Below are 19,956 nucleotides of genomic sequence, written 5' to 3' on the forward strand. Positions count from 1 at the left end.
GTTTGATTGAGAGCATTTATATGTCAGTGAAGAAGTTCTCATTTCTATAAAGTTATCAAAACGATAGTTGACAGTTGATATTATTTTTAAAGTAAAAATGAAAAAACGCATCGATAAATTACTAATATTAAAGGGTATTGATTATATATATTGTTGCTTTGAGGCTATTTTTTATTTTAAAAAAAGAAGTGAGTGAAATAACGCATTGCGCACTAAAGTTCATAATGAGTCAGTAATATCTCATGCTTTTTTTTTGAGAGCGTAGTGTTATAATAGTAAATAATTATATTTAATGCTCTCTGCAGGATCTCATTCAGTAGTCAGAGTCAGGTCGTAGGCTATGGAGAGTCACCCATGAAGTGGACTATATTTTTCGGTTGGATGCTTTTTAGTGTTAATATCCACGCCTCCTCTTTGGTTATTGAACGTGTTAATAATGACGAGACTAGTCTGAGTTTTACTGAACTGACGTCACTTCCCTCTGCTTCCATCACTACCGACCTCCCTTGGACACCTGATGTGAATACCTATACAGGGGTTCCCCTTATTGAGCTGTTGCGCTCAGAGGGTATTGAGGATGCAAAAGCTGTTATTTTATATGGTTTGAATGACTACGCGGCGGTCGTTCAGATGAGTGACGTGAAAAAATATAATCCAATCATTGCTTATTATAAAAACAGTAAGCCAATGAAAGTAAGGGATAAAGGACCGTATTGGTTGATATTTCCTTTAGACCAATATGAAGAGCTCAATACGGCATATTATTATACGCAAATGGTATGGCAACTTGAAAAAGTAGCAACGATTAGTAATGACTAAATGGACGATCGTTTTTGATGATTAATTTAAAGCGGGCAAAAACGGGAATTATTACGCTATCAGCAGTATTAATTTTTGCCAATATGTTTGTCTTAAATGGCGCAAGAGAGCTATCTCGCTCACTGAATGATTTACAGAGTGAAACGACGTGGTTTTTGTTTCAATTAACCAAAGAGTTTGCCGAGCTAGCCAGTCTGGCTAACAATATTAATGACGTACCTGAATATTATTCAACGCTCGAGCTTAAGTATGAATTAACTTGGAGTCGTTTTGATCTTGTTATGACAGGGCGTGAATCCAGTAACCTACTCGCATTACCTCAATTTAAAACGTTCATTCCTGAAACCTTTGAGCAATTTAAATCCTTAGAGCCGTTACTTGTTAAGTCTGTTAATAACCCAATAGTGGCAGCCGAGTTTGGCAAAGAGCTAAATAGGGTTTATGTTTCAACGATTAATTTTGTAAATCAAAACTTTAAATTGAAAAACCCACTATATCAAAAGCAACAAGATAGGGTGTTGTTATTCAGTCAGTTACAGTTTGCTTTGGTATTATTAACGATTGCAAGTGCGTTGACGATTGCGTTCATTTTGCATAAAGAGTCAACGAGACACCGCCTTGCTTCATTGACTGACCCTCTGACGGGACAACATAACCGGTTGGCTCTTTTTCAGTATTTAGACGAGGTAAAGAAGAAACAGCAAGTCTTTACCCTCTTTATGCTCGATCTTAATGGTTTTAAAAGCATTAATGACAGCTACGGACATCATGCGGGTGATAAAGCGTTAAAGATTGTTGTTGAAAGACTGAGGCAATTGACGGTAGAAGAGTATCAATTCTTTCGCATTGGTGGTGATGAGTTTGCATTGGTTATTGAGTCAACCAGCCGTGTTAGCATCAACCAGATGAAAGCTGAGATTCAACAGAGTTTTGTGACCCCTTTTCAGGTTATTCAATCTAAACAATCCTACCTATCGACCAGTATTGGTACCAGTCAATATCCCAAAGATGGTGATGACATTCATCACCTCTTAGAAGTTGCAGACTCTAGGATGTACTCGATGAAGTTTTCGCAATAAGCGTAAAAATGCTTAATGGCTAACCTCTTCATCTTGGTATGCGATGGCGATATTTATGAATTGTTCTTCACATGCAATAAAGGCTTCAATAACGACGGGGTCAAAGTGTGTTCCCGTCCCTTCCATTATGATGGATTTTGCCTTCTCATGGCTAAAGGCAGGTTTATATACGCGTTTGGATATGAGCGCATCATAAACATCTGCTAAGGCCATTAATCGACCAGAAAGCGGGATATCATCTCCTTTTAAGTGATTCGGATAGCCGCTACCATCCCACTTTTCATGATGGGTTAAGGCTATCTCTCGAGCAATGGATAAAAAACTGTTGCTCCCCATCTCTTTTTCAGCCACGGCTATGGAATCAGCCCCTATGGTGGCGTGGGTTTTCATAATGACAAACTCTTCATCGGTCAGCTTTCCGGGTTTTAATAAAATGGCATCTGGGATACCCACTTTGCCAATATCATGCAGTGGTGCAGATTTATAGAGCTGCTCAATGGTACTTACGGTTAAATAGTCTTTGAATTTAGGGTGGTTCTTTAATTGGCAGGCGAGTGCACGAACATACTCTTGAGTACGTAAAATATGCCCACCGGTTTCATTATCTCTAGATTCTGCGAGGGTGGATAATCCGACAATAGCAACATCACGAGTTTGCGTGACTTCATCATAGCTTTGTGCCAGCTTACTGAGCATTTGATTGGTGTAAAATGCGATGACGCCAAGCTCACCTTGCTGAAATACAGGGACTCTGACGGAAAGATCTCCATTGGAAGCTTCGACTAATACTCTCTGCTGGTTAGTTAGCAACAGCGTTAATAATTTAAGCCAGTGAAACATGATTATTGAGGTATAAGCCATTAAGATCAATGCGACAAATACAAACTCTTTTATCACACTTAACATGGCGGCTTCTTTCGTCGCAACGGTTAGATTTTCCGCTAACCAATGAATATCCTTGGCCACTATCATGCTTAAAACGGTGGTTAGCATAGTAACGATAAACAGTACCAAACCTGCCATTTGGATGGCGATGGAGTATCGAAAAGCGCCAATCTCAGAGTCTGATGCTTGTATCACACTGTTTGGATAGTTTTTTATTTGCGCCTGTAAAATGAGGTCGAGTGTAACCAGAGCCCCTAAGCAGATGATACCAATAATGACTTTTAGGTTACTTTCGAAAGGGAATAGATGTTGACTGTTATACCATGCCGCCAGACAGAGAGCGCCAACTGAAAATAGAGACAGCTCTTTGATGAGAGCGTTCGCACCAGTCTGATGTTTAATCGAAACTGTTCTAATAAYAAATAGAAGCAAGAAGGTGATAAAAGAATAAGTACTGGTTTGTATTGCGGATAGGGAGTCAATAAAAGGACAAACCTGTGCTCCGTATAAACTGAACACGGCCGCGGCCAAAAAGTAGTGTAATGCGGCTTGTTGAGTCATTGGCTTGGGCATCGTCATGTTCTGCTCTTATTTGATAACTGTGTTGTCAGTATAGAGAGAACAATAAAGAATTTCATCGCTTTACAGTGAGTATTGAAGGTAGCGCCTCAAACAATTGTCTGTTTGAGGCGAGATGTTGAGTTAATGCGTTTGAAGCAGGGAGATAATATGTTTGGTTTTCTCTTCCATTAATGGGATGTCATGGCGAGACTCAACATTTAGTCGAACGACAGGTTCAGTATTGGATGACCTGAGGTTAAAACGCCACTCTCCAAAATCAAGGCTGATTCCGTCGGTTTCATCCATACCAATAGAAGAGGGTTCAAGTGTTGCTCTAACATGTGCGATGGCTGCTTTTGGATCGTCAATTTTAAAGTTTAACTCTCCAGAAGAGGGGTAACTTTCGATTCTCTCTTTAACCACTTCTGAGAGTTGGGTGTTTTTTACACAAAGAAGCTCAGCCACTAAAATCCATGGGATCATTCCACTGTCACAGTAAGAGAAGTCTCTAAAGTAGTGATGGGCACTCATCTCGCCACCATATACGGCATCTTCTTTACGCATGCGCTCTTTAATAAAGGCGTGACCAGTTTTCGACATGATAGCAGTGCCACCATTATTCTCGACAATATCAACGGTATTCCAGCTTAATCTTGGGTCGTGAATTATCTTTGCACCGGGATCTTTTTGTAAAAACGCTTCGGCAAGCAGCCCAACGATATAGTACCCCTCAATAAACTCACCATGTTGGTCGAACAAGAAACAGCGGTCAAAATCCCCATCCCAAGCAATCCCCATGTCCGCTCCATGTTGAATAACGGCATTGGTGGTATCAGCACGGCAATCTGGCAGTAGTGGATTTGGGATACCGTTGGGGAAATTACCGTTCGCTTCATGGTGCACTTTAATGAACTTTACGGGAATATTGAGCGTTTGAAAGCGTTGCTCTATGGCATCAACAACATGGCCTGCAGCCCCATTGCCGGAGTTAACCACCAACTTCATAGGTTTGAAGTTTTCAGGGGTTAGGTAGGTCATCAAATGATCCACATAAGCATCAAGATTAGACTGTTTGGTATAGCTGCCACGGTGTGTGGAGGCAGGGAAATCGTTCTGTTCAGCCAGTTGCTGGATATCACGCAAGCCAGTATCACCACTGATAGGTTTAGCATCTTCTCTAACTAACTTCATGCCGTTATAGTCCATTGGATTATGGCTGGCGGTGACTTCAATACCACCGTCAACACCAAGATGCTTAGTCGCGTAATAGATCTCTTCTGTGCCGGTCATACCGATATCAATAACATCAACACCTGAATCTTGTAATCCATTGGCAACCGCCATTTTTAACTCTTCACTGGTTAAACGGATATCGCCACCAACGACAACCGTTTTAGGCTGCATCTGTTGGCCAAAAGCGCGTCCAATACGGTACGCGATGTCAATATTGAGTTCGTCTCCCAGTTGACCACGAATATCATAGGCTTTGAAACAGGTAAGTTTGGACATGATTATCTCTAAGTTGATGAGCTAAAAGGGCGTGTTAATTGTTTAGTATATCTGTATTATCCATCGTTTTCATCGCTTCTAACCATTTTACCGCAGTGAGTGCAGATTTGAGTTTACGTTTAACAAGCATTGAGCAGATGGTCAGTAAAACCTATGATCATATTTGGGACTGTTGTTGTGATCATGGCCAGTTAGGTATTGAGTTAATGCAACAAAACATGAGGTCGACGGTGCATTTTGTTGATGTCGTCGAGCCCATTATGTTACAGCTAGAGCAGCAACTTCAGTTACAGAGCAGCAAGGGTATGGTAGGGAAGAATTGGCGCATCCACTGTTTAGATGTCGCGAGACTGCCACTCTCGGAGGTTGAAAACGCCAACAAGGCAAGCCAGTTGGTTATCATTGCTGGTGTTGGCGGAGACCTACTTATAGAGTTAGTGCACTCTATCGTGAGCTTACACCCTACACTGAATCTGGAGTTTATTCTCTGCCCTGTGCATCATAATTTCAAAGTGAGAGAAGCGCTCATAGCCATGGATTTTGGCTTGATAGATGAGTGTTTAGTCAAAGAAAACCGCCGTTATTACGAGGTGTTGCACCTCTCTCAACAAGAGATCACACCACTAAGTCGTGTGGGCTCTAAGATGTGGAATTTCGGACGAAAAGAAGATTGTCATTACCTAAAACTGACTATCGAACATTATCAACGAGTTGCCCAAAGCGGCGATGATAAAGTAAATAGAATTCTTTATGACTATGAGGCTTTAAGAGAAAGATCTTGATAGTAAAAGGTTACGGTTTACGATTTAAGGTTATTTAAAGATTGGCATTAGTTAGATTTACGTTAATAATTAGCTAGATGAATGTGTTTCGACTCACTCATTTGATTTTAACGGATTTGATGGACATGGACCTTTTTATGACTCGTTTCTCAATTGCTCGAATGTTTGCTTTTTGTATCATTTTCACTGTCTCTTTTTTCAGCTTTTCACAACAAGCCGAAAAAGTGCAGGAGCCTCATCTTCAAGTGATTGGGAATGGGCCTATTGTCTCCTTGAGTCATCGCGCACTACCCATCACTTCGATGAATGTTGAGGAGGTGGATATTGAATACCTTCGAGTCGAAAAACCGCAGAGTTTCTTATTAGAGAACTACTTTTCGCAACGTCTGGATAGCTGGCAATTGGAAGATGCTCGTCGCGAGTTAAAAAGCATCACCATCGATCGTTATCGTCTTCCCCATACTGAAAAAAACGTTGAAGCAACCTCGCGTATTAAATTACCTCAATCACTAGAACCAGGCTGGTATGTAGCTATTGTGAATCCAGTGAACAGTTACTCACAATATGAGCAGCAAATTGTTCAAATACTCCTGACTGATATTGGTATTCAAGCCAAGTTGTTTGAAGACAGTTTGTTTATCTCAGCGACAAAATTAAGTTCAGGTTCGCCATTGAACGGCGGGATTGCCTATGTGTATGAAAAGGGTGACCTTATTGATTCAGTGACGCTCTCTGAGCAAGGCACTGCGCAGTTAGATTTCCAGATTAACTCTGACAACGTTATCGTTATTGAACATGAGAACGATCAAGCTATCTTACCGTTTAAAGAGGTGGCACTCGATCTGTCAGAATTTGAGATAAGTGGGGCACAATACAGTGACATTAACGCGTTTATTTATAGTAATCGCGATCTGATCAAGCCGGGTGAACTGGTGCCAATTAATGTGTTATTACGAGATGCTGACGGGGAGTTGGTTGAAAATCAATCCTTGCAGCTATCGGTCGTAAAACCCGATAACCAAGTGATGTATAGTGAACAACTGGTAGAGCAACAAAAGGGCTACTATCGTACGGATGTGTCGATACCCTTTGATGCTGATGTGGGGCGATGGCGGGTAGAGGTTCGAAGTGACCCTACGGCAAATCGCCCATTAAATGGTTGGTTTTTTCAAGTACAAGAGTTTGTTCCTGAACGTATGGAATTAATAGTTAGCCATGCCCCCGAAAGTGTTATCGCCAATCGCAGCTTTGGTGTCGATCTTTCTGGACGCTATCTGTTTGGTGCTTTGGCTGACGGCAATAGAGTTAACACCACAGTCATGTATGATCCGGTTCGCCATTTTTCTGGTCCATACAAAGAGTACTTCGTCGGACAAGACTTCTATCTATCCGAATACTATCAAGATCTCGATAGTGTCCGTTTGGATACGAAAGGGCTTGGTCAGATATTCATCACGCCACCAAGAGAAGATCTGCTTAGTCCCATCAAAGGTATAGCTACTTTAGATTTAATGGAGGAGGGCGCGACGGGTTCACAGAGTTCATTTGATTTTACCGCTTGGTACTCAAAACCTATTCCTGCTATCTCACCTCATAATGAAAACCCTGATTATGACTCGTTAGCTCAGTTTGACCTGTTACTGCTGAATCAAGATGGAAGCCAAACCGTTGATGGCAACGTTGAGGTTGAATATTTTGAAAATCAAGGTCGATACTACTGGACCTATGAAGAGGGGCGGGGATGGGAGCAACATGACCAGCCTGAGTGGAAATCCCTTAAAACAGAGTCATTAGTCCTTACTAACAAGCCAGTAACCGTAAATCTTAAGGTGAAATGGGGTGAGTACCGAGTTGTAGTAACAGAGACCTCAAGTGGCGTGAAAACGGTGTATGACTTTTATGCGGGCTGGGGAGACAGCAACCAACAGATGCCTGCTAAACCAGGACATCTGGATCTAAAACTAGACAAAATAGCCTATCAGAATGGTGACTCGGTTGAGGTGAGTTACACCTCTCCAATTAAGGGCAGTCTCTTAGTCACTGTAGAGAGCGAAGAGGTACTATGGAGCCAATCTCTTAAGGTAAAGTCGAATCAACCACACACTATCACCATACCGATATCAGAAGCGTGGCGTCGTCATGATCTCTACATTAGTGCCGTAGTTACGGGTAATAATCGCCAAGGCATAGCAAGCCGGTTACAAGGGATTAAACACCTGCCATTGGATAGAGAGTCACGTATTCATCAAGTTCAGATAACCCTACCTGAAAAATTGGAACCATTAAAAACAGTGTTGATCCCGGTTAATATCAACACGATTAAAGAGAATGAAGGTAGCGGAAAGGCAGAGCAAAACTGGGTGACACTTTCACTGGTTGATAAAGGGGTCACTAACATTAGTGGCTACTTACCGACCAACCCAGCTAATGTGTTCTTTGGCCAACAACGCTATGGGGCGGATATTATTGATCTCTTCTCTCGACTCTATGATCAGCGCTTGAATCCGTTTGCGACACCTAGATTTGGTAGTGACGATGTCACGCCAGAGCACCGAGGTAATTTGGTCGAGAGCAAAACGGTTCTCTTTATGAGCGAAGCAGTCGCGTTTAACGAGGAAGGTAACGCTTTTGTTGAGGTTACTCTGCCAGATTACAACGGTGAGGCGCAAGTGGTGGCGACGACCTTCAGTGAGCGTCGTTATGGCCAGAAAACCGAGAACATTACCATTGCGGCCCCGGTCATTTCTGAATTAGCCGTACCACGATTTTTAGCACCAGGTGATCAAAGTATGGTTCATTTGGATCTGTTTAACCGCTCTGGAAAAGCGCAAACCCTTGCTTTATCGCTGCTCTCTTCTCAGGAGAATAGCCTTGATTTGTCTAAGCTACCCACAAAAGTTACGTTAGATGACGGTGAGCACTTCTCTATCGCAGTTCCAGTGACATTAGCGAAGACGTTAACTTCCACTAACTTTACGTTGACTCTTGCAGTGAGTAACAGTGAGATTGATATTGAGAGAGATTGGCGTGTACCAGTTCGACAAATTATGCCTTTAGTCAAACAGCGTCACCTGCATCTATTGCAACCCGATGACGTACTGACGATTAGCCCCAAGCATTGGCAATCGTTGAATATTGCAGACAATCACTTTGGTACGCTGCAAGTTAGTGCATCGCCACAAATTAATAGCTCTGAGTATCTTTCACAGTTGTTTCAATACCCTTACGGTTGTGCAGAGCAGACGATCAGTAAAGGATCCGCTTACTTGTTAGACTCCGATCAAGTGAATAGCGAAAAGCGGCGTTTTATGAAAGAGAAGCCGGAACGTGAATGGGTGCTGCAAGCCGTCCAGCGCTTGGCTGGTTTTCAAAACTCTTATGGTGGTTTTGGTCTATGGTCCTCTTCAGGGCAAGAGCGTCCTTGGTTGACCGTCTACGCGACGGAATTTTTACAACAGGCCAACTTAAGACATCCCGGTGTCGTGCCCGCAGCCGTGATTGAGAGTGCTCAGAATCGAATTGAGCAGTATGTTCGACGTGAGAGTTTAGTCAGTGCGATGGTGTATCGTAAAGAGGAGAGCGGTATTGTACGAAGCTATGCTGTCTATCTGCTGGCTCTTCAAGGTAAAGCACGTTGGGCTGATATTGATAAAATGGTTAAATCTGTTAATCAAAAGGGCTGGTTATCCAAACTTTCCGCCGTTCAATTAGCCGCTTCTTTTGCATTGGTTGGAGACGAAAAACGCGCTAAAGCGCTATTGAACAAATCTGCGAACCTGAGCAGAACGAAACGTTATTATCTTTCTGATTACGGTAGTGAAATCCGAGATCAAGCCCTGATTGTTACGATTACTGAGCAGTTAAAAACTAAGCAATTACTGGACGTGATCGAGTATCAAATATCGGCCATTGAATCAGTGATTGAACAACTGGATCATCGTCAGTGGTTAAGTACTCAAGAGAGCAGCGCATTGGTTAAAGCGAGCTTGATTACCGAGCAAATGAATCGAACAGAAGTTGCGATCAAACTGGATAATCTGGTCGAGCGAAACATAGGCAGCATCAGAGTGGCTACTTCTCCGAATCAACAGGTACACAATATAAGTAAAGTGCCACTCTATATTGAACTCACCACTCAAGGGTATCCGAAAGAGACAAAAACTCAGTTCAATAATATGGATTTGAGAAAATTAACACGTACTCTGCTCTACCCAGATGGGTCGCAATATGATGGAGAGCGGTTAAATGTTGGTGATCGCTTGATTGCGGTGATTGAGGTAAATACTCGACAGCACATTATGGATGGGATGTTAGTCGACCTTATCCCAGCGGGGTTTATTTTAGAGAACCCCAATTTAGGTGATGCATTGAATACGAGCAATGTTCGTTATGAAGGGAAGCCCTTATCTGAATATGCTGAACATTATAATAATGTCTTTGATCGGATTGAGTATCGAAATGACCGCTTTGTGGCGGCAAAGGATTATTTAAACACAACGGATTATGTAGTCAGTTACACGCTAAGAGCAGAGGTACCTGGTCAATATACCCAACCTCCACTCTATCTTGAGTCGATGTACCAACCATATAAAAATGCGTCTGTGCTGCAGGGTAGTGAATTGGTGACGATCACTGATGAGAATAAGTAAATATTGGATTAGATTCGCACTGGTAGCGATATTGCTACCAGTATTCTCTTTTGCAGTTTTTAACCAACTCTCTCCACTTGCAACGTTCATTGAGTTAGATCAAGCGGTTGTTATTACTTCCAGTGATGGAGAAGTGTTGCGTAGCTTTGCAGATGACAAAGGGATTCATCGCTACCCCATCACCCTTGAGCAAGTCACTCCTTTCTATCTGCAGACCCTGCTGGCATACGAAGATAAATATTTTTACTCCCACCCCGGTTTTAATCCCTTCTCCTACGTGAGGGCCTTAATACAGTGGGCAGTTAATGGCAGGGTGATCTCTGGTGGTTCAACCATTACCATGCAGGTGGCGAGAATCATTGATCCCCATCGACGAACGCTACGCGGCAAACTGAAGCAGTTGTTTCGTGCGCTTCAATTAGAGCTCTATTATTCAAAACAGGAGATTTTGACTCTATATCTCAATCGAGCACCGTTTGGCAGTAACATTGAAGGGGTAGAAGCGGCGGCTCAGTTCTACTTACAAAAATCAGCCATTGATGTAAATCGTGCAGAAGCGGTGTTATTGGTGATCATGCCACAAAGACCAACCCGTTATCGTCCTGATTTGCATCCTGAACAGGCGAAATTGGCTCGGAATAAAGTGTTATCGCGGATAGAAAAGATGAATCTGATCACGACGGAAGAGGCGGTACAACTTAGTCATCACCCGGTCTCGGCAACTCGACACCAACGGAATAATATTGCCTCATTGTACGCCAGAAATATTCGCAATACACAGTCACAGAAGAGTGTAACGAGAACGTATATCAACTATGAATTACAGTTAACATTGAAACAGCTGTTTATCAGTTTGAAAGGACGCTTACCTGAGAAAGCCTCTGCCGCAGCGATCATTGTCGACAATACTACCCATCAGATAATTGCCTATCAAGGATCGATCGATTTTAGTGATAAGAAGAGATTTTCCCATGTGGATATGGCGTTGGCAACACGTTCTCCGGGATCGACATTGAAGCCATTTATTTATGGGTTGGCGATGGACCAACGTTTGATTCACAGTCAGTCACTGCTTTCTGATATTCCCACTTCATTTAATGGATATAAACCAGCAAATTTGAATGGCCGTTACTCAGGTGCGGTTACGGTAAAAAGTGCGTTGCAGCAGTCGTTGAATGTACCGGCAATTCAGGTCTTAAATAGTCTGACACCGGACTTTTTTGACCGTCAACTGAAAAGCGCTAACATTCATTTGAAACACGAATCGGCCAACTTGGCGATGGGGCTAGGAGGCACTGGCAGTAATTTAAAACAGCTGGTGCAACTTTATAGCTCACTAGCCAGTGACGGGGTAGTGTTTAATCTACTTGAACATGAAGGATCACCCATAGCGTTAGGTAAATCGTTATTGTCTCCAGAGGCGAGCTGGATTATTTTTGACCTTTTAAATAGTCATTCTCCACCAGATAGAGCGGTGGCAAACTATCGTCGGAAAATTGGTTGGAAAACAGGGACCAGCTATGGCTTTCGAGACTCATGGTCGGTAGGAGTCAGCCCCGACTATACGGTTGGGGTATGGGTTGGAAGGCCTGATGGTACCCCTATTGTTGGGATGCTTGGCGCGACGTTGGCGGCACCAGTGATGTTTGATCTGTTTGATTTATTGCCGAATGATCGATCTGAGCTGGAACAACCTAGTAGCGTGATTGAACAAACTATTTGCTGGCCTGGAGGTGTTTCAATAGAACTCACCCCTGAACATGATTGTCAGACAGTGAAAACAGGGGCATTAACACTATTAGGCTATGCTCCTCCAACGTTACAAACAAATGGACAGTTAGTGATAGACCACCAAATGCCTATAGAGCTTTCTCACTGGTTAATGCACAGAAGAAAATCGCAATCCGATAATACCACGGAAAACGTGAAAATCCTTACTCCGAATAATGGCCAACATTTTTTCAGCGAACAAGTTGACCGTATTAAGATTAAAGCCAACAAACAGCAAGGAGTAGAGTGGTATGTGAACCAGCGGCTATTTACGGATAGATGGTTGAAGTTAGGTGACTATATGGGGGAGATTGATATTTCTGCATGTCGTCAACAGCATTGTGATGCGATTCAGATCTTCAGCCACTAGTGTGAACATTACAGTTTGTTTTTATAATCGTTGCTTACAATCTCAAGTGCTTTTACAACGGTTTTCGGTGAAATATTACTATTTTCGAGCAGTTCAATTAGGTCAATAGCCAGCTTTATTTCATCCGGTGCATTAGATAGGGCTTCGGATATGGATGTATCACTCTCTTCATTGTTTTTCACGGAGTCACCTCTTTTCATTGTTTTGCTCACGATAGGCAATTCGCTGTTCAAGTTTTATCATCGCCTGTTGGCACTTCTCTAATCGCTGCTCTGTAGACAGTAACTCTTTCTGAATGGTGGGTTGATCTTTCAGGGAGTAACATCGTTGCAACTGCTGTTCTTTATCTTTCACCATCAGGATTAATCGTCTTTCCCACTCTTTATGCTGGGCGAGATCTTGATGCATCTCGCCAATGGGTTTTCGAAAGTGACTGTAGTGTTTAGGCTCGGATGACCGGATCGATTGGGTTTTGATCTCGCGCTGCATCGCCTGAATTTGAGCAATTAACTTTTCACACAGATGCTCTGCACGGGCAGTGGTTAATAATCCAGCACTCTGCTCATTGATCATCGACTTCAACAAGGACTTTGATTCATTGACGCACGGAACCAGTAATCGACTACGGCAAGAGAATAGTCGTTCATCAAAAAGATAAGTGTGTTGCTCACCACGGGTACGATCTATTTGAGCCGCTGTGATGGACAGCTGCTCAAGTAGAGGCTGTAGACTCGATAATTCAACCATTATTCAAACCACGCACTGTAAGCCAGCTTCACCGCTAAAATGCAGACAACGGTAATAAATACTGGACGAATGAATTTTGCACCAAAACGAATGGCAGAATGGGCACCTAAATAGGCACCAGCCATTAAACAGATCCCCATGGTCAATCCCAGCGCCCAGTTAATATGACCCAAATAGGCGAAGGTAATGAATGAGGTAAAGTTACTGGTAAAGTTCATCGCCTTAGCAAAACCGGAAGCCAGTAGGATGTTAATGCGGTATAGCGCCATGCTACTGACGGTGAAAAAAGCGCCGGTACCAGGCCCTGCAACCCCATCATAAAAACCCAGACAAAACCCTTGGAGTCGTTGTTGCTTGATGCATTTGTCGTTCTTTTCAGGAAGCTGGTGGCCATCCCCTTTTACTTGTGGGTGCCAAATAGTATAAGCCGCAGTGGTTAAAATGATCAGTGGCAGAACTTTTTCTAACCATTGAGTGCTAATTAAATCGACGACTAAGGTGCCAAGAACGGCCCCAATGAAAGTTGCAATAAACGCATTTTTCCAGAAACTGGGAGTAAACAGTTGTTTTCTATAATAGGTCCATGCCGCTGTTGAAGAGGCAAAACAGGCCGCCAGTTTATTGGTGCCTAAAGCGATATGAGGAGGTAAGCCTAATGAGAGTAGAGCAGGGACAGTCAACATACCGCCACCGCCAGCAACAGCATCTATGAAGCCTGCAGAAAAAGCTACCAGAGCGAGAATAATCATAACGCTCGGTTCGACCAGTAATTCCATAAATCCTTGTGCGTTTCTTCAATAATAGAGTGGGAGTGTTAGATAACGGTAAACTCAATTACTCAATCAGACGTTTAAATGGGGGCAGAGCATCCAATAGTGATTGACCATAACGTCTTGTAATAATTCGTCGATCCAAGAGTACGACTCTACCAGAATCTTGCTCTTTACGCAGTAGTCGTCCTACCGATTGGATCAATTTTTTGCTCGCTTCAGGCACGGAGATTTGCATGAAAGGGTTTCCACCGCGACTCACAATATATTCAGCGTGCGCCTCTTCTACAGGAGAAGTAGGTACTCCAAATGGGATCTTAGTAATAATCAGGTTGGTTAATAGCTCTCCTGGCAGATCTAACCCTTCAGAAAAGCTGCCCGTACCAAAAATAATGCTGGTTACATTGTTACTGCAATACTCACTGTGATTTTTTAAGATCTCTTGACGGGAACTGTTTCCTTGAACTTGAAGTTGCCACTGCTGTTTTTTGGCGACATCGCTCAATCCCTCTGCGACTCTGTTCATCTGCCAGTAAGAGGAGAAAAGCACCAAGCTTGACTTTTGATCCGTTAAATAGAGTGGTAATTCCTCAATAAGAAGATCGGTAAATCCATCGCTTTGCGGCTCTAATGGCAAATTAGGAATAACGATAGAGGCGTTATTGGCGTAATCAAAGGGAGAAGCGAGTGCCAAAAATCGAACGCCGTCGGCCTCTTTTTCACTGATCCCCGCTTGTTGGCAGAAAAAAGTGAAACGATTAAGGGCGCGCATGGTCGCTGACACAAGCACTGCGCCAGCACAACGACTCCATAACTGTGTATCAAGTTTCCAGCCAACTTCAAGGGGAGAGACCTCAACAATATAGTCACCCTCTCTCTCTTTACTTATCTCAATCCAACGAGCAAGGGGAGCACCTTTATCGCTGTTAGGTTTGGCCATCAGGGACCACACTTTAGCGAGTCTTTCTAACCGTTGCAGATAATAACCGATCTCAGCCAGTGCGGGTTCTGCTTGTTTACTCGGAATTTCATTCTCTTTTAAGCGTTCAGAAATCAGATCGCTGATTTTGGCCAGAGCCTGTTCCGCTTTATTACTGTACTCCTTCATCTCCTTAGATTGCTCAACCAACCATGGCGGCAGTTCACCATGTTCAAATCTAAAAATACCCTCTTTGTTAAAATGCTCAGGGTCAAACTGTTTAGAGAGTTGATTCAGAGAAGGGATAAGCAGTTGGATGTTCTCTTGCAGTGCGCCATAAAAACGACCAACACGGTTTTGGTCTGCAAGAGAACTCAGTTTTCCTGCAGATTGATTAAGTTTCTCTAACCAAGAGACGGCCCCTTTTAAACTGGAAGCTGCTGAGGAGTGGTCACGAGCTACTTTAGGCAGGTTGTGCGCCTCATCAATAATATAGATGGTCTGTTCAGGCTCGGGCAAAACCACACCACCGCCTAAATCGATATCAGCCATTAATAAGCTATGATTGGCAATAATCACGTCGGCTTTATCAAGGTGTTCACGAGATTTTTGAAACGGACATTGGCGGTGCATGGGCAAGCTATTGTTGCAACTGTGTTTGTCAGCAATGATCGCTTGCCAAACATGAGTAGGAATAGCGGTTGGCCAACTGTCACTGTCACCATCCCACTTCTTCTCACTGTACGCTTTATAGAGTCGCTTTATTAGTGCGAGATCTTTCTGCTTGGGTTTGACTTCAAACAGCGCTATTTGATTGTCACTTCCACCTTCTGCCATCGCCGCTAATTTGTGTCCGCAGCAGTAGCGTTGTCTGCCTTTCGCAAGAATAAAAGTAAAAGGGGTGGGAGAGATGCGTCTATATAAAGGCAGATCTTTGTGAACCAGTTGCTCTTGTAGCGCTACGGTAGCGGTTGAGATGACAATTTTTCGATTATTAAATAGCGCAAAAGGGATCACACTTAATAGATAAGCTAACGATTTTCCAATACCAGTGCCTGCTTCCGCCACAATGATGGGGTGGGTTTCACTGTATTCGCTGGCTAAGGTTTTTGCTATTTCAGCCACCAGATAATTTTGTGCTCGGCGGGAGATAAAACCATCGAGTTGATGATGCAGGTTGTCGTAGCTCTGCTTAATATTTTGTTTAACCTGCTTACTTAACATTATCTCAATCGTCGCTCAAAGAGGGGAGGCGGATTTTATCATAAGATTGAAAATCGAACTGTTGAAAAATCTAAATTTACATTTATTTGAGGTAATGTGACTTATACAGGATAAGGTACTCTATATTTGACTGGGCAATTAGCAGTGTTATTGGTTCTAAAAGGTGCGTTAACTTACTGAATAAATGTGATCTGATGCTAATTTTGGTCTCCTTTTTACAATAAAGGAGAGCTGCTTCACGAAAATAGACTGAACTAAAATTGAGCCTTTCATACACTGCTCATCCTTTAGTCTTATTGGTGTTTAATTCTGTTTAATTTAATTAAAGCGATTCTTTATTCTTTGTTTTTTTATTTATCAAGGGTATTTGCCTGCCAAAGGATTGCAAAAAAAATTGATTTAGAGGATGTTTGAATTGTTATTAAGTATGACCCCAGGTGGTAATTGATTGTAAGTTATTAATAATAAAGAGTTTATATTTTTTTAGCTATATTTTTTTAGTAATTTGACAGTTTCGCAAATCTTATGCAGGATTAACCACGGAATTAGAGTTACTGGATAATTTCTCTTAGAAGAAATAACGGTAGCGACATTATATAAAGGAATCCGAAACGGAATTCCATTCTAAAGAAAAGGCAGTGGATTATTATGAAAAAGACTCTATTAGCTCTAGCAGTACTAACTGCAGCTGGTTCAGTAAACGCGGCAACAGTATACGAGAAAGATGGTGTTTCTGTAGATGTTGGCGGTGCGATGGAAGTACAGTTCAGAAAAACGCTTACAGACGGTTCTGACCTAGATCTTCGTCAAGATGACGGTGAGCTAAACTTCAAAGCAACTGTAGAAGTTGCTGAAGGCGTTGACGCTGTAGGTTACTATGATTTCGAATTCGAATCAGGTAATGCTGAAACAACTGAACTTTGGGGTGGCTTTAAAGGTGATTTCGGTACAATTACTTTTGGTAAGCAGTACCTGCACGCGGATGACGCTGTAATTGGTTCAGATTACGAGCTTGGTTTTGATTCATTAGATTACGAAGCACATGGTGAAGACGTAATTAAATACAAATATTCTGCTGATAACTTCTGGTTAGGTCTGTCTGTTGATCTTGAAGAAGGTTCTGAAGATGAAAGTGCATTTGATGCGGCAGCTGGTGTTACATTGGGTGATGTTGAACTTCGCGCATTCTATCTAAATGAGCAACAAGATGACCAAGTTTCATCTCCTACTGTAAAATTTGATAAAACACTTTACAGCATTGAAGCTGAATACAGCAAAGATGCATTTGGTGCTGGTCTAGGTTTTGCTCATTCAGAAGAAAGTGAATCTGAAGTAGAGAATGATCTTATCTCTATGTTTGGTGCATACACTGCAGGAAAAGTAAAGTATGTTGTAGGTCTTAACCTTTTAGATAAAGATGGCGAAGACATCACAAACTACTACGCTAACGTAACTTACAAAATGAACGGTAATGTTCGTGTGTATGGTGAAGTTGGTGGTGCTGATTCAGACGTGTCTGGTAACGAGTACGACTTCGGTTACGTAGCTGGTTTAGAAATTAAATTCTAAGATAGCAGTAGTTATCTAAGTGTATAATAATTAAGGTCACCTTTCTGGTGGCCTTTTTTTATTTTATTTAAGGATGTAAAATGAAGTACCTATCATTATTTTTGGTATTGTTACCATGTTTCAGTTCAATAGCAATGGCTGCGGAATTGACGTATTCACCTAATTTAACAGTATATACTGTTGATAATGCCCAGGCTGAAGAACGAATTGAGCTAGAACCAGGAAAGCATCAAATTTCAGTTAAATTTGCATCAATTTTAGATGATGGTTCTCAATCACGCTCATACTCATCCAAGCCATATATAATTGAGTTTGAAGTAACAGAAGAAAAAAGTATCTACCTCTCTGAGCCTAGAGTAAATCGCTATAGAGATGTCACAAGAGTTTTTAAAGCTAGTGGTGTTAATTGGACCTTAAAATCTGGTAATAAAAACATCCCATACACTACTGAAATACTCCCCCCTTCGGAAAGTGGCTTTATGCCTTATGGTGATGTGCCTGCAATCGTTGCAGAACACAATAAAATCAATGGAAATACTTTCACATCCGGGAGTTTTTCCAATTTAAAAGAACAAGCAGTTCAAATAAAAGCAAACGGTGAGATTGAATTAAATGCTGAGCCTTTGAGCCAATTGAAAATGTGGTACATTGAAGCTGATAACACTGAACGAAAAGAATTTAAAAGATGGATGATTGACCAAGATTGATCTTCTTCTTAATAGGTTCACTAAAAATCAAGAGCCCTGAGGCTCTTGATTGTTTTGGTATCTTATACCATATTCCACAAACGTAATCGTTTGCCTCGGTATTTCTATTTWTTAAGTTAATATTTGTCCATTAAATGCTGCTAATCTGCTCGACATCCTATTACCTGATGGCTAAAATTCTCAATTCTATTCAGTTAACGATGAAGTCTCTATGAAATTCCCCGGTCAACGTAAATCGAAACACTATTTCCCTGTTCACGCACGCGATCCTTTAGTGAGTCAGGCGCAAGAGACTAAAACCATGAGTCGTACTCATGTGGTAGGAATTGATCAGACGTTAGTGGATATCGAAGCGACGGTCAGCGACCAATTTTTAGAAAAATACCAACTCAGCAAAGGTCACTCGTTGGTTATCGATAATGATAAAGCGGAAGCCTTGTATCGCGAGCTGAAAGACAATGATCTGATCACCAATGAGTTTGCGGGTGGCACTATTGGTAATACTCTTCATAATTACTCAGCGCTTGCTGATGACAAGTCAACCTTGCTTGGTGTGATGAGTAAAGACATTCAAATTGGCAGCTATTCATACCGTTATCTCTGCAATACCTCAAGCCGAATGGATTTGAATTACCTCCAACCTGTTGAAGGCGCGATAGGTCGTTGTTTTGCCCTGATCAGTGAAGGGGGGGAGCGGTCTTTTGCTATTAGTGAAGGTCAAATGAACTTGCTAGAGGCGGATAGTATCCCGGAAAGTATTTTTGAAACGGCTTCAGCATTGGTGCTTACCGCGTATTTATTACGTTGTAAAGAGGGCGACCCTATGCCAGCTGCGACAATGAAAGCGATTGAGTACGCAAAGAAATATGACGTTCCAGTAGTACTCACGTTAGGCACCAAGTTTGTGATTCAAGATGATGTTGCGTATTGGCAAAGATTCCTAAAAGAGCATGTCTCTGTGGTAGCAATGAATGAAGAGGAAGCAGAGGCGCTCACAGGAGAAAGTGACCCGCTTTTGGCTTCGGATAGGGCACTAGACTGGGTTGATTTAGTACTGTGTACTGCTGGACCATTAGGGCTTTATATGGCTGGGTTCACTGAAGATTCAGCGAAACGCGAAACGTCGTTACCTCTGCTACCCGGCACTATCGCTGAATTTAACCAATTTGAGTTTAGCCGCCCGGCAATTAAAGCGTTGTGCGAACAGCCTGTTCGTGTTTATTCTCATATTGCACCGTATATGGGAGGACCAGAAAAGATCAAAAACACTAATGGTGCTGGAGATGGCGCACTTTCAGCACTTCTGCATGATATGTCAGCCAATCGTTATCATCGAGATAATGTACCGAACTCAAGCAAACATAAATACCCATTTTTAACCTACTCCTCTTTTTCACAAGTGTGTAAGTATTCGAATAGAGTGAGCTATGAAGTGTTAACACAGCACTCTCCGAGATTGTCACGTGGATTACCAGAGAGAGAAGACAGTTTAGAAGAGGCTTATTGGGAGCGATAAATATCGATTTTAACTACTAATATTTTTATTAGTAGTTAAAATTCATTAAGTTAACCATATACAACATGCTGGATAATAAT

14 protein-coding genes are annotated in these 19,956 nt (G+C 42.1%); 8 read left to right on the forward strand and 6 right to left on the reverse strand.

Going from position 1 to position 19,956, the window contains the following annotated elements:
- The first annotated feature begins 354 nt into the window (after positions 1–354).
- Both L4C32_RS16765 and L4C32_RS16770 read left to right on the forward strand, forming a co-directional pair.
- On the forward strand, positions 355–819 hold the full coding sequence (locus L4C32_RS16765) for a putative pterin-binding protein (protein ID WP_428198045.1): 465 nt from the start codon (positions 355–357) through the stop codon (positions 817–819).
- Between the two features lie 17 nt (positions 820–836).
- On the forward strand, positions 837–1,898 hold the full coding sequence (locus L4C32_RS16770) for a GGDEF domain-containing protein (protein WP_428198046.1): 1,062 nt from the start codon (positions 837–839) through the stop codon (positions 1,896–1,898).
- 12 nt (positions 1,899–1,910) lie between these two features.
- Here the strand turns inward: L4C32_RS16770 and L4C32_RS16775 are convergent, their stop codons facing one another.
- Together L4C32_RS16775 and cpsG are read right to left on the reverse strand one after the other, a co-directional pair.
- A complete protein-coding gene (locus tag L4C32_RS16775) occupies positions 1,911–3,362 on the reverse strand; it encodes an HD domain-containing phosphohydrolase (protein WP_428198047.1) in 1,452 nt (483 codons plus the stop codon).
- A gap of 123 nt (positions 3,363–3,485) precedes the next feature.
- Positions 3,486–4,853 (reverse strand): phosphomannomutase CpsG, encoded by a 1,368-nt coding sequence (gene cpsG / locus L4C32_RS16780; RefSeq protein ID WP_428198048.1) that lies wholly within the window; start codon positions 4,851–4,853, stop codon positions 3,486–3,488.
- A 38-nt stretch (positions 4,854–4,891) separates the two neighbouring features.
- On the opposite strand from cpsG, the gene L4C32_RS16785 reads away from it, so the two are divergent.
- The 3 genes from L4C32_RS16785 to pbpC all read left to right on the forward strand — a co-directional run bounded on the left by L4C32_RS16785 (position 4,892) and on the right by pbpC (position 12,424).
- A complete protein-coding gene (locus L4C32_RS16785; RefSeq protein ID WP_428198049.1) occupies positions 4,892–5,635 on the forward strand; it encodes a tRNA (adenine(22)-N(1))-methyltransferase in 744 nt (247 codons plus the stop codon).
- 137 nt (positions 5,636–5,772) lie between these two features.
- Positions 5,773–10,284, forward strand: a complete 4,512-nt coding sequence (locus tag L4C32_RS16790) for an alpha-2-macroglobulin family protein (RefSeq protein ID WP_428198050.1) — start codon at positions 5,773–5,775, stop codon at positions 10,282–10,284.
- On the forward strand, positions 10,271–12,424 hold the full coding sequence (gene pbpC, locus L4C32_RS16795) for a penicillin-binding protein 1C (protein WP_428198051.1): 2,154 nt from the start codon (positions 10,271–10,273) through the stop codon (positions 12,422–12,424). Before L4C32_RS16790 ends, pbpC begins: the two co-directional genes overlap by 14 nt.
- Positions 12,425–12,432: 8 nt before the next feature.
- Here the strand turns inward: pbpC and L4C32_RS16800 are convergent, their stop codons facing one another.
- The 4 genes from L4C32_RS16800 to dinG are packed head-to-tail and all read right to left on the reverse strand — an operon-like array spanning position 12,433 to position 16,084.
- Complete coding sequence (locus tag L4C32_RS16800) at positions 12,433–12,624, reverse strand: DUF2496 domain-containing protein (protein ID WP_428198052.1); 192 nt, start codon at positions 12,622–12,624, stop codon at positions 12,433–12,435.
- The gene (locus L4C32_RS16805) at positions 12,611–13,171 is read right to left on the reverse strand and encodes a primosomal replication protein (protein ID WP_428198053.1); all 561 of its coding nucleotides are present in this window, start codon (positions 13,169–13,171) and stop codon (positions 12,611–12,613) included. The genes L4C32_RS16800 and L4C32_RS16805 overlap by 14 nt, the downstream gene beginning before the upstream one ends.
- Positions 13,171–13,947 (reverse strand): sulfite exporter TauE/SafE family protein, encoded by a 777-nt coding sequence (locus tag L4C32_RS16810; protein ID WP_428198054.1) that lies wholly within the window; start codon positions 13,945–13,947, stop codon positions 13,171–13,173. The genes L4C32_RS16805 and L4C32_RS16810 overlap by 1 nt, the downstream gene beginning before the upstream one ends.
- Positions 13,948–14,005: 58 nt before the next feature.
- The gene (gene dinG / locus L4C32_RS16815) at positions 14,006–16,084 is read right to left on the reverse strand and encodes an ATP-dependent DNA helicase DinG (RefSeq protein WP_428198055.1); all 2,079 of its coding nucleotides are present in this window, start codon (positions 16,082–16,084) and stop codon (positions 14,006–14,008) included.
- A 648-nt stretch (positions 16,085–16,732) separates the two neighbouring features.
- Between dinG and L4C32_RS16820 the strand changes: the two genes are divergently transcribed.
- From L4C32_RS16820 to L4C32_RS16830, 3 genes are all read left to right on the forward strand, one after another.
- Positions 16,733–17,653 carry a porin gene (locus L4C32_RS16820; RefSeq protein ID WP_428198056.1) on the forward strand — a complete coding sequence of 307 codons (921 nt, stop codon included), beginning with the start codon at positions 16,733–16,735 and terminating at the stop codon, positions 17,651–17,653.
- An 80-nt stretch (positions 17,654–17,733) separates the two neighbouring features.
- Positions 17,734–18,360: a YccT family protein gene (locus tag L4C32_RS16825; protein WP_428198057.1), complete on the forward strand. Its 627-nt coding sequence runs from the start codon at positions 17,734–17,736 to the stop codon at positions 18,358–18,360.
- 211 nt (positions 18,361–18,571) lie between these two features.
- Positions 18,572–19,876 carry an inosine/guanosine kinase gene (locus L4C32_RS16830; RefSeq protein ID WP_428198058.1) on the forward strand — a complete coding sequence of 435 codons (1,305 nt, stop codon included), beginning with the start codon at positions 18,572–18,574 and terminating at the stop codon, positions 19,874–19,876.
- Positions 19,877–19,956 lie beyond the last annotated feature (80 nt).

This window comes from Aliivibrio kagoshimensis (assembly GCF_050337105.1).
Taxonomy (GTDB): domain Bacteria; phylum Pseudomonadota; class Gammaproteobacteria; order Enterobacterales; family Vibrionaceae; genus Aliivibrio_A; species Aliivibrio_A kagoshimensis.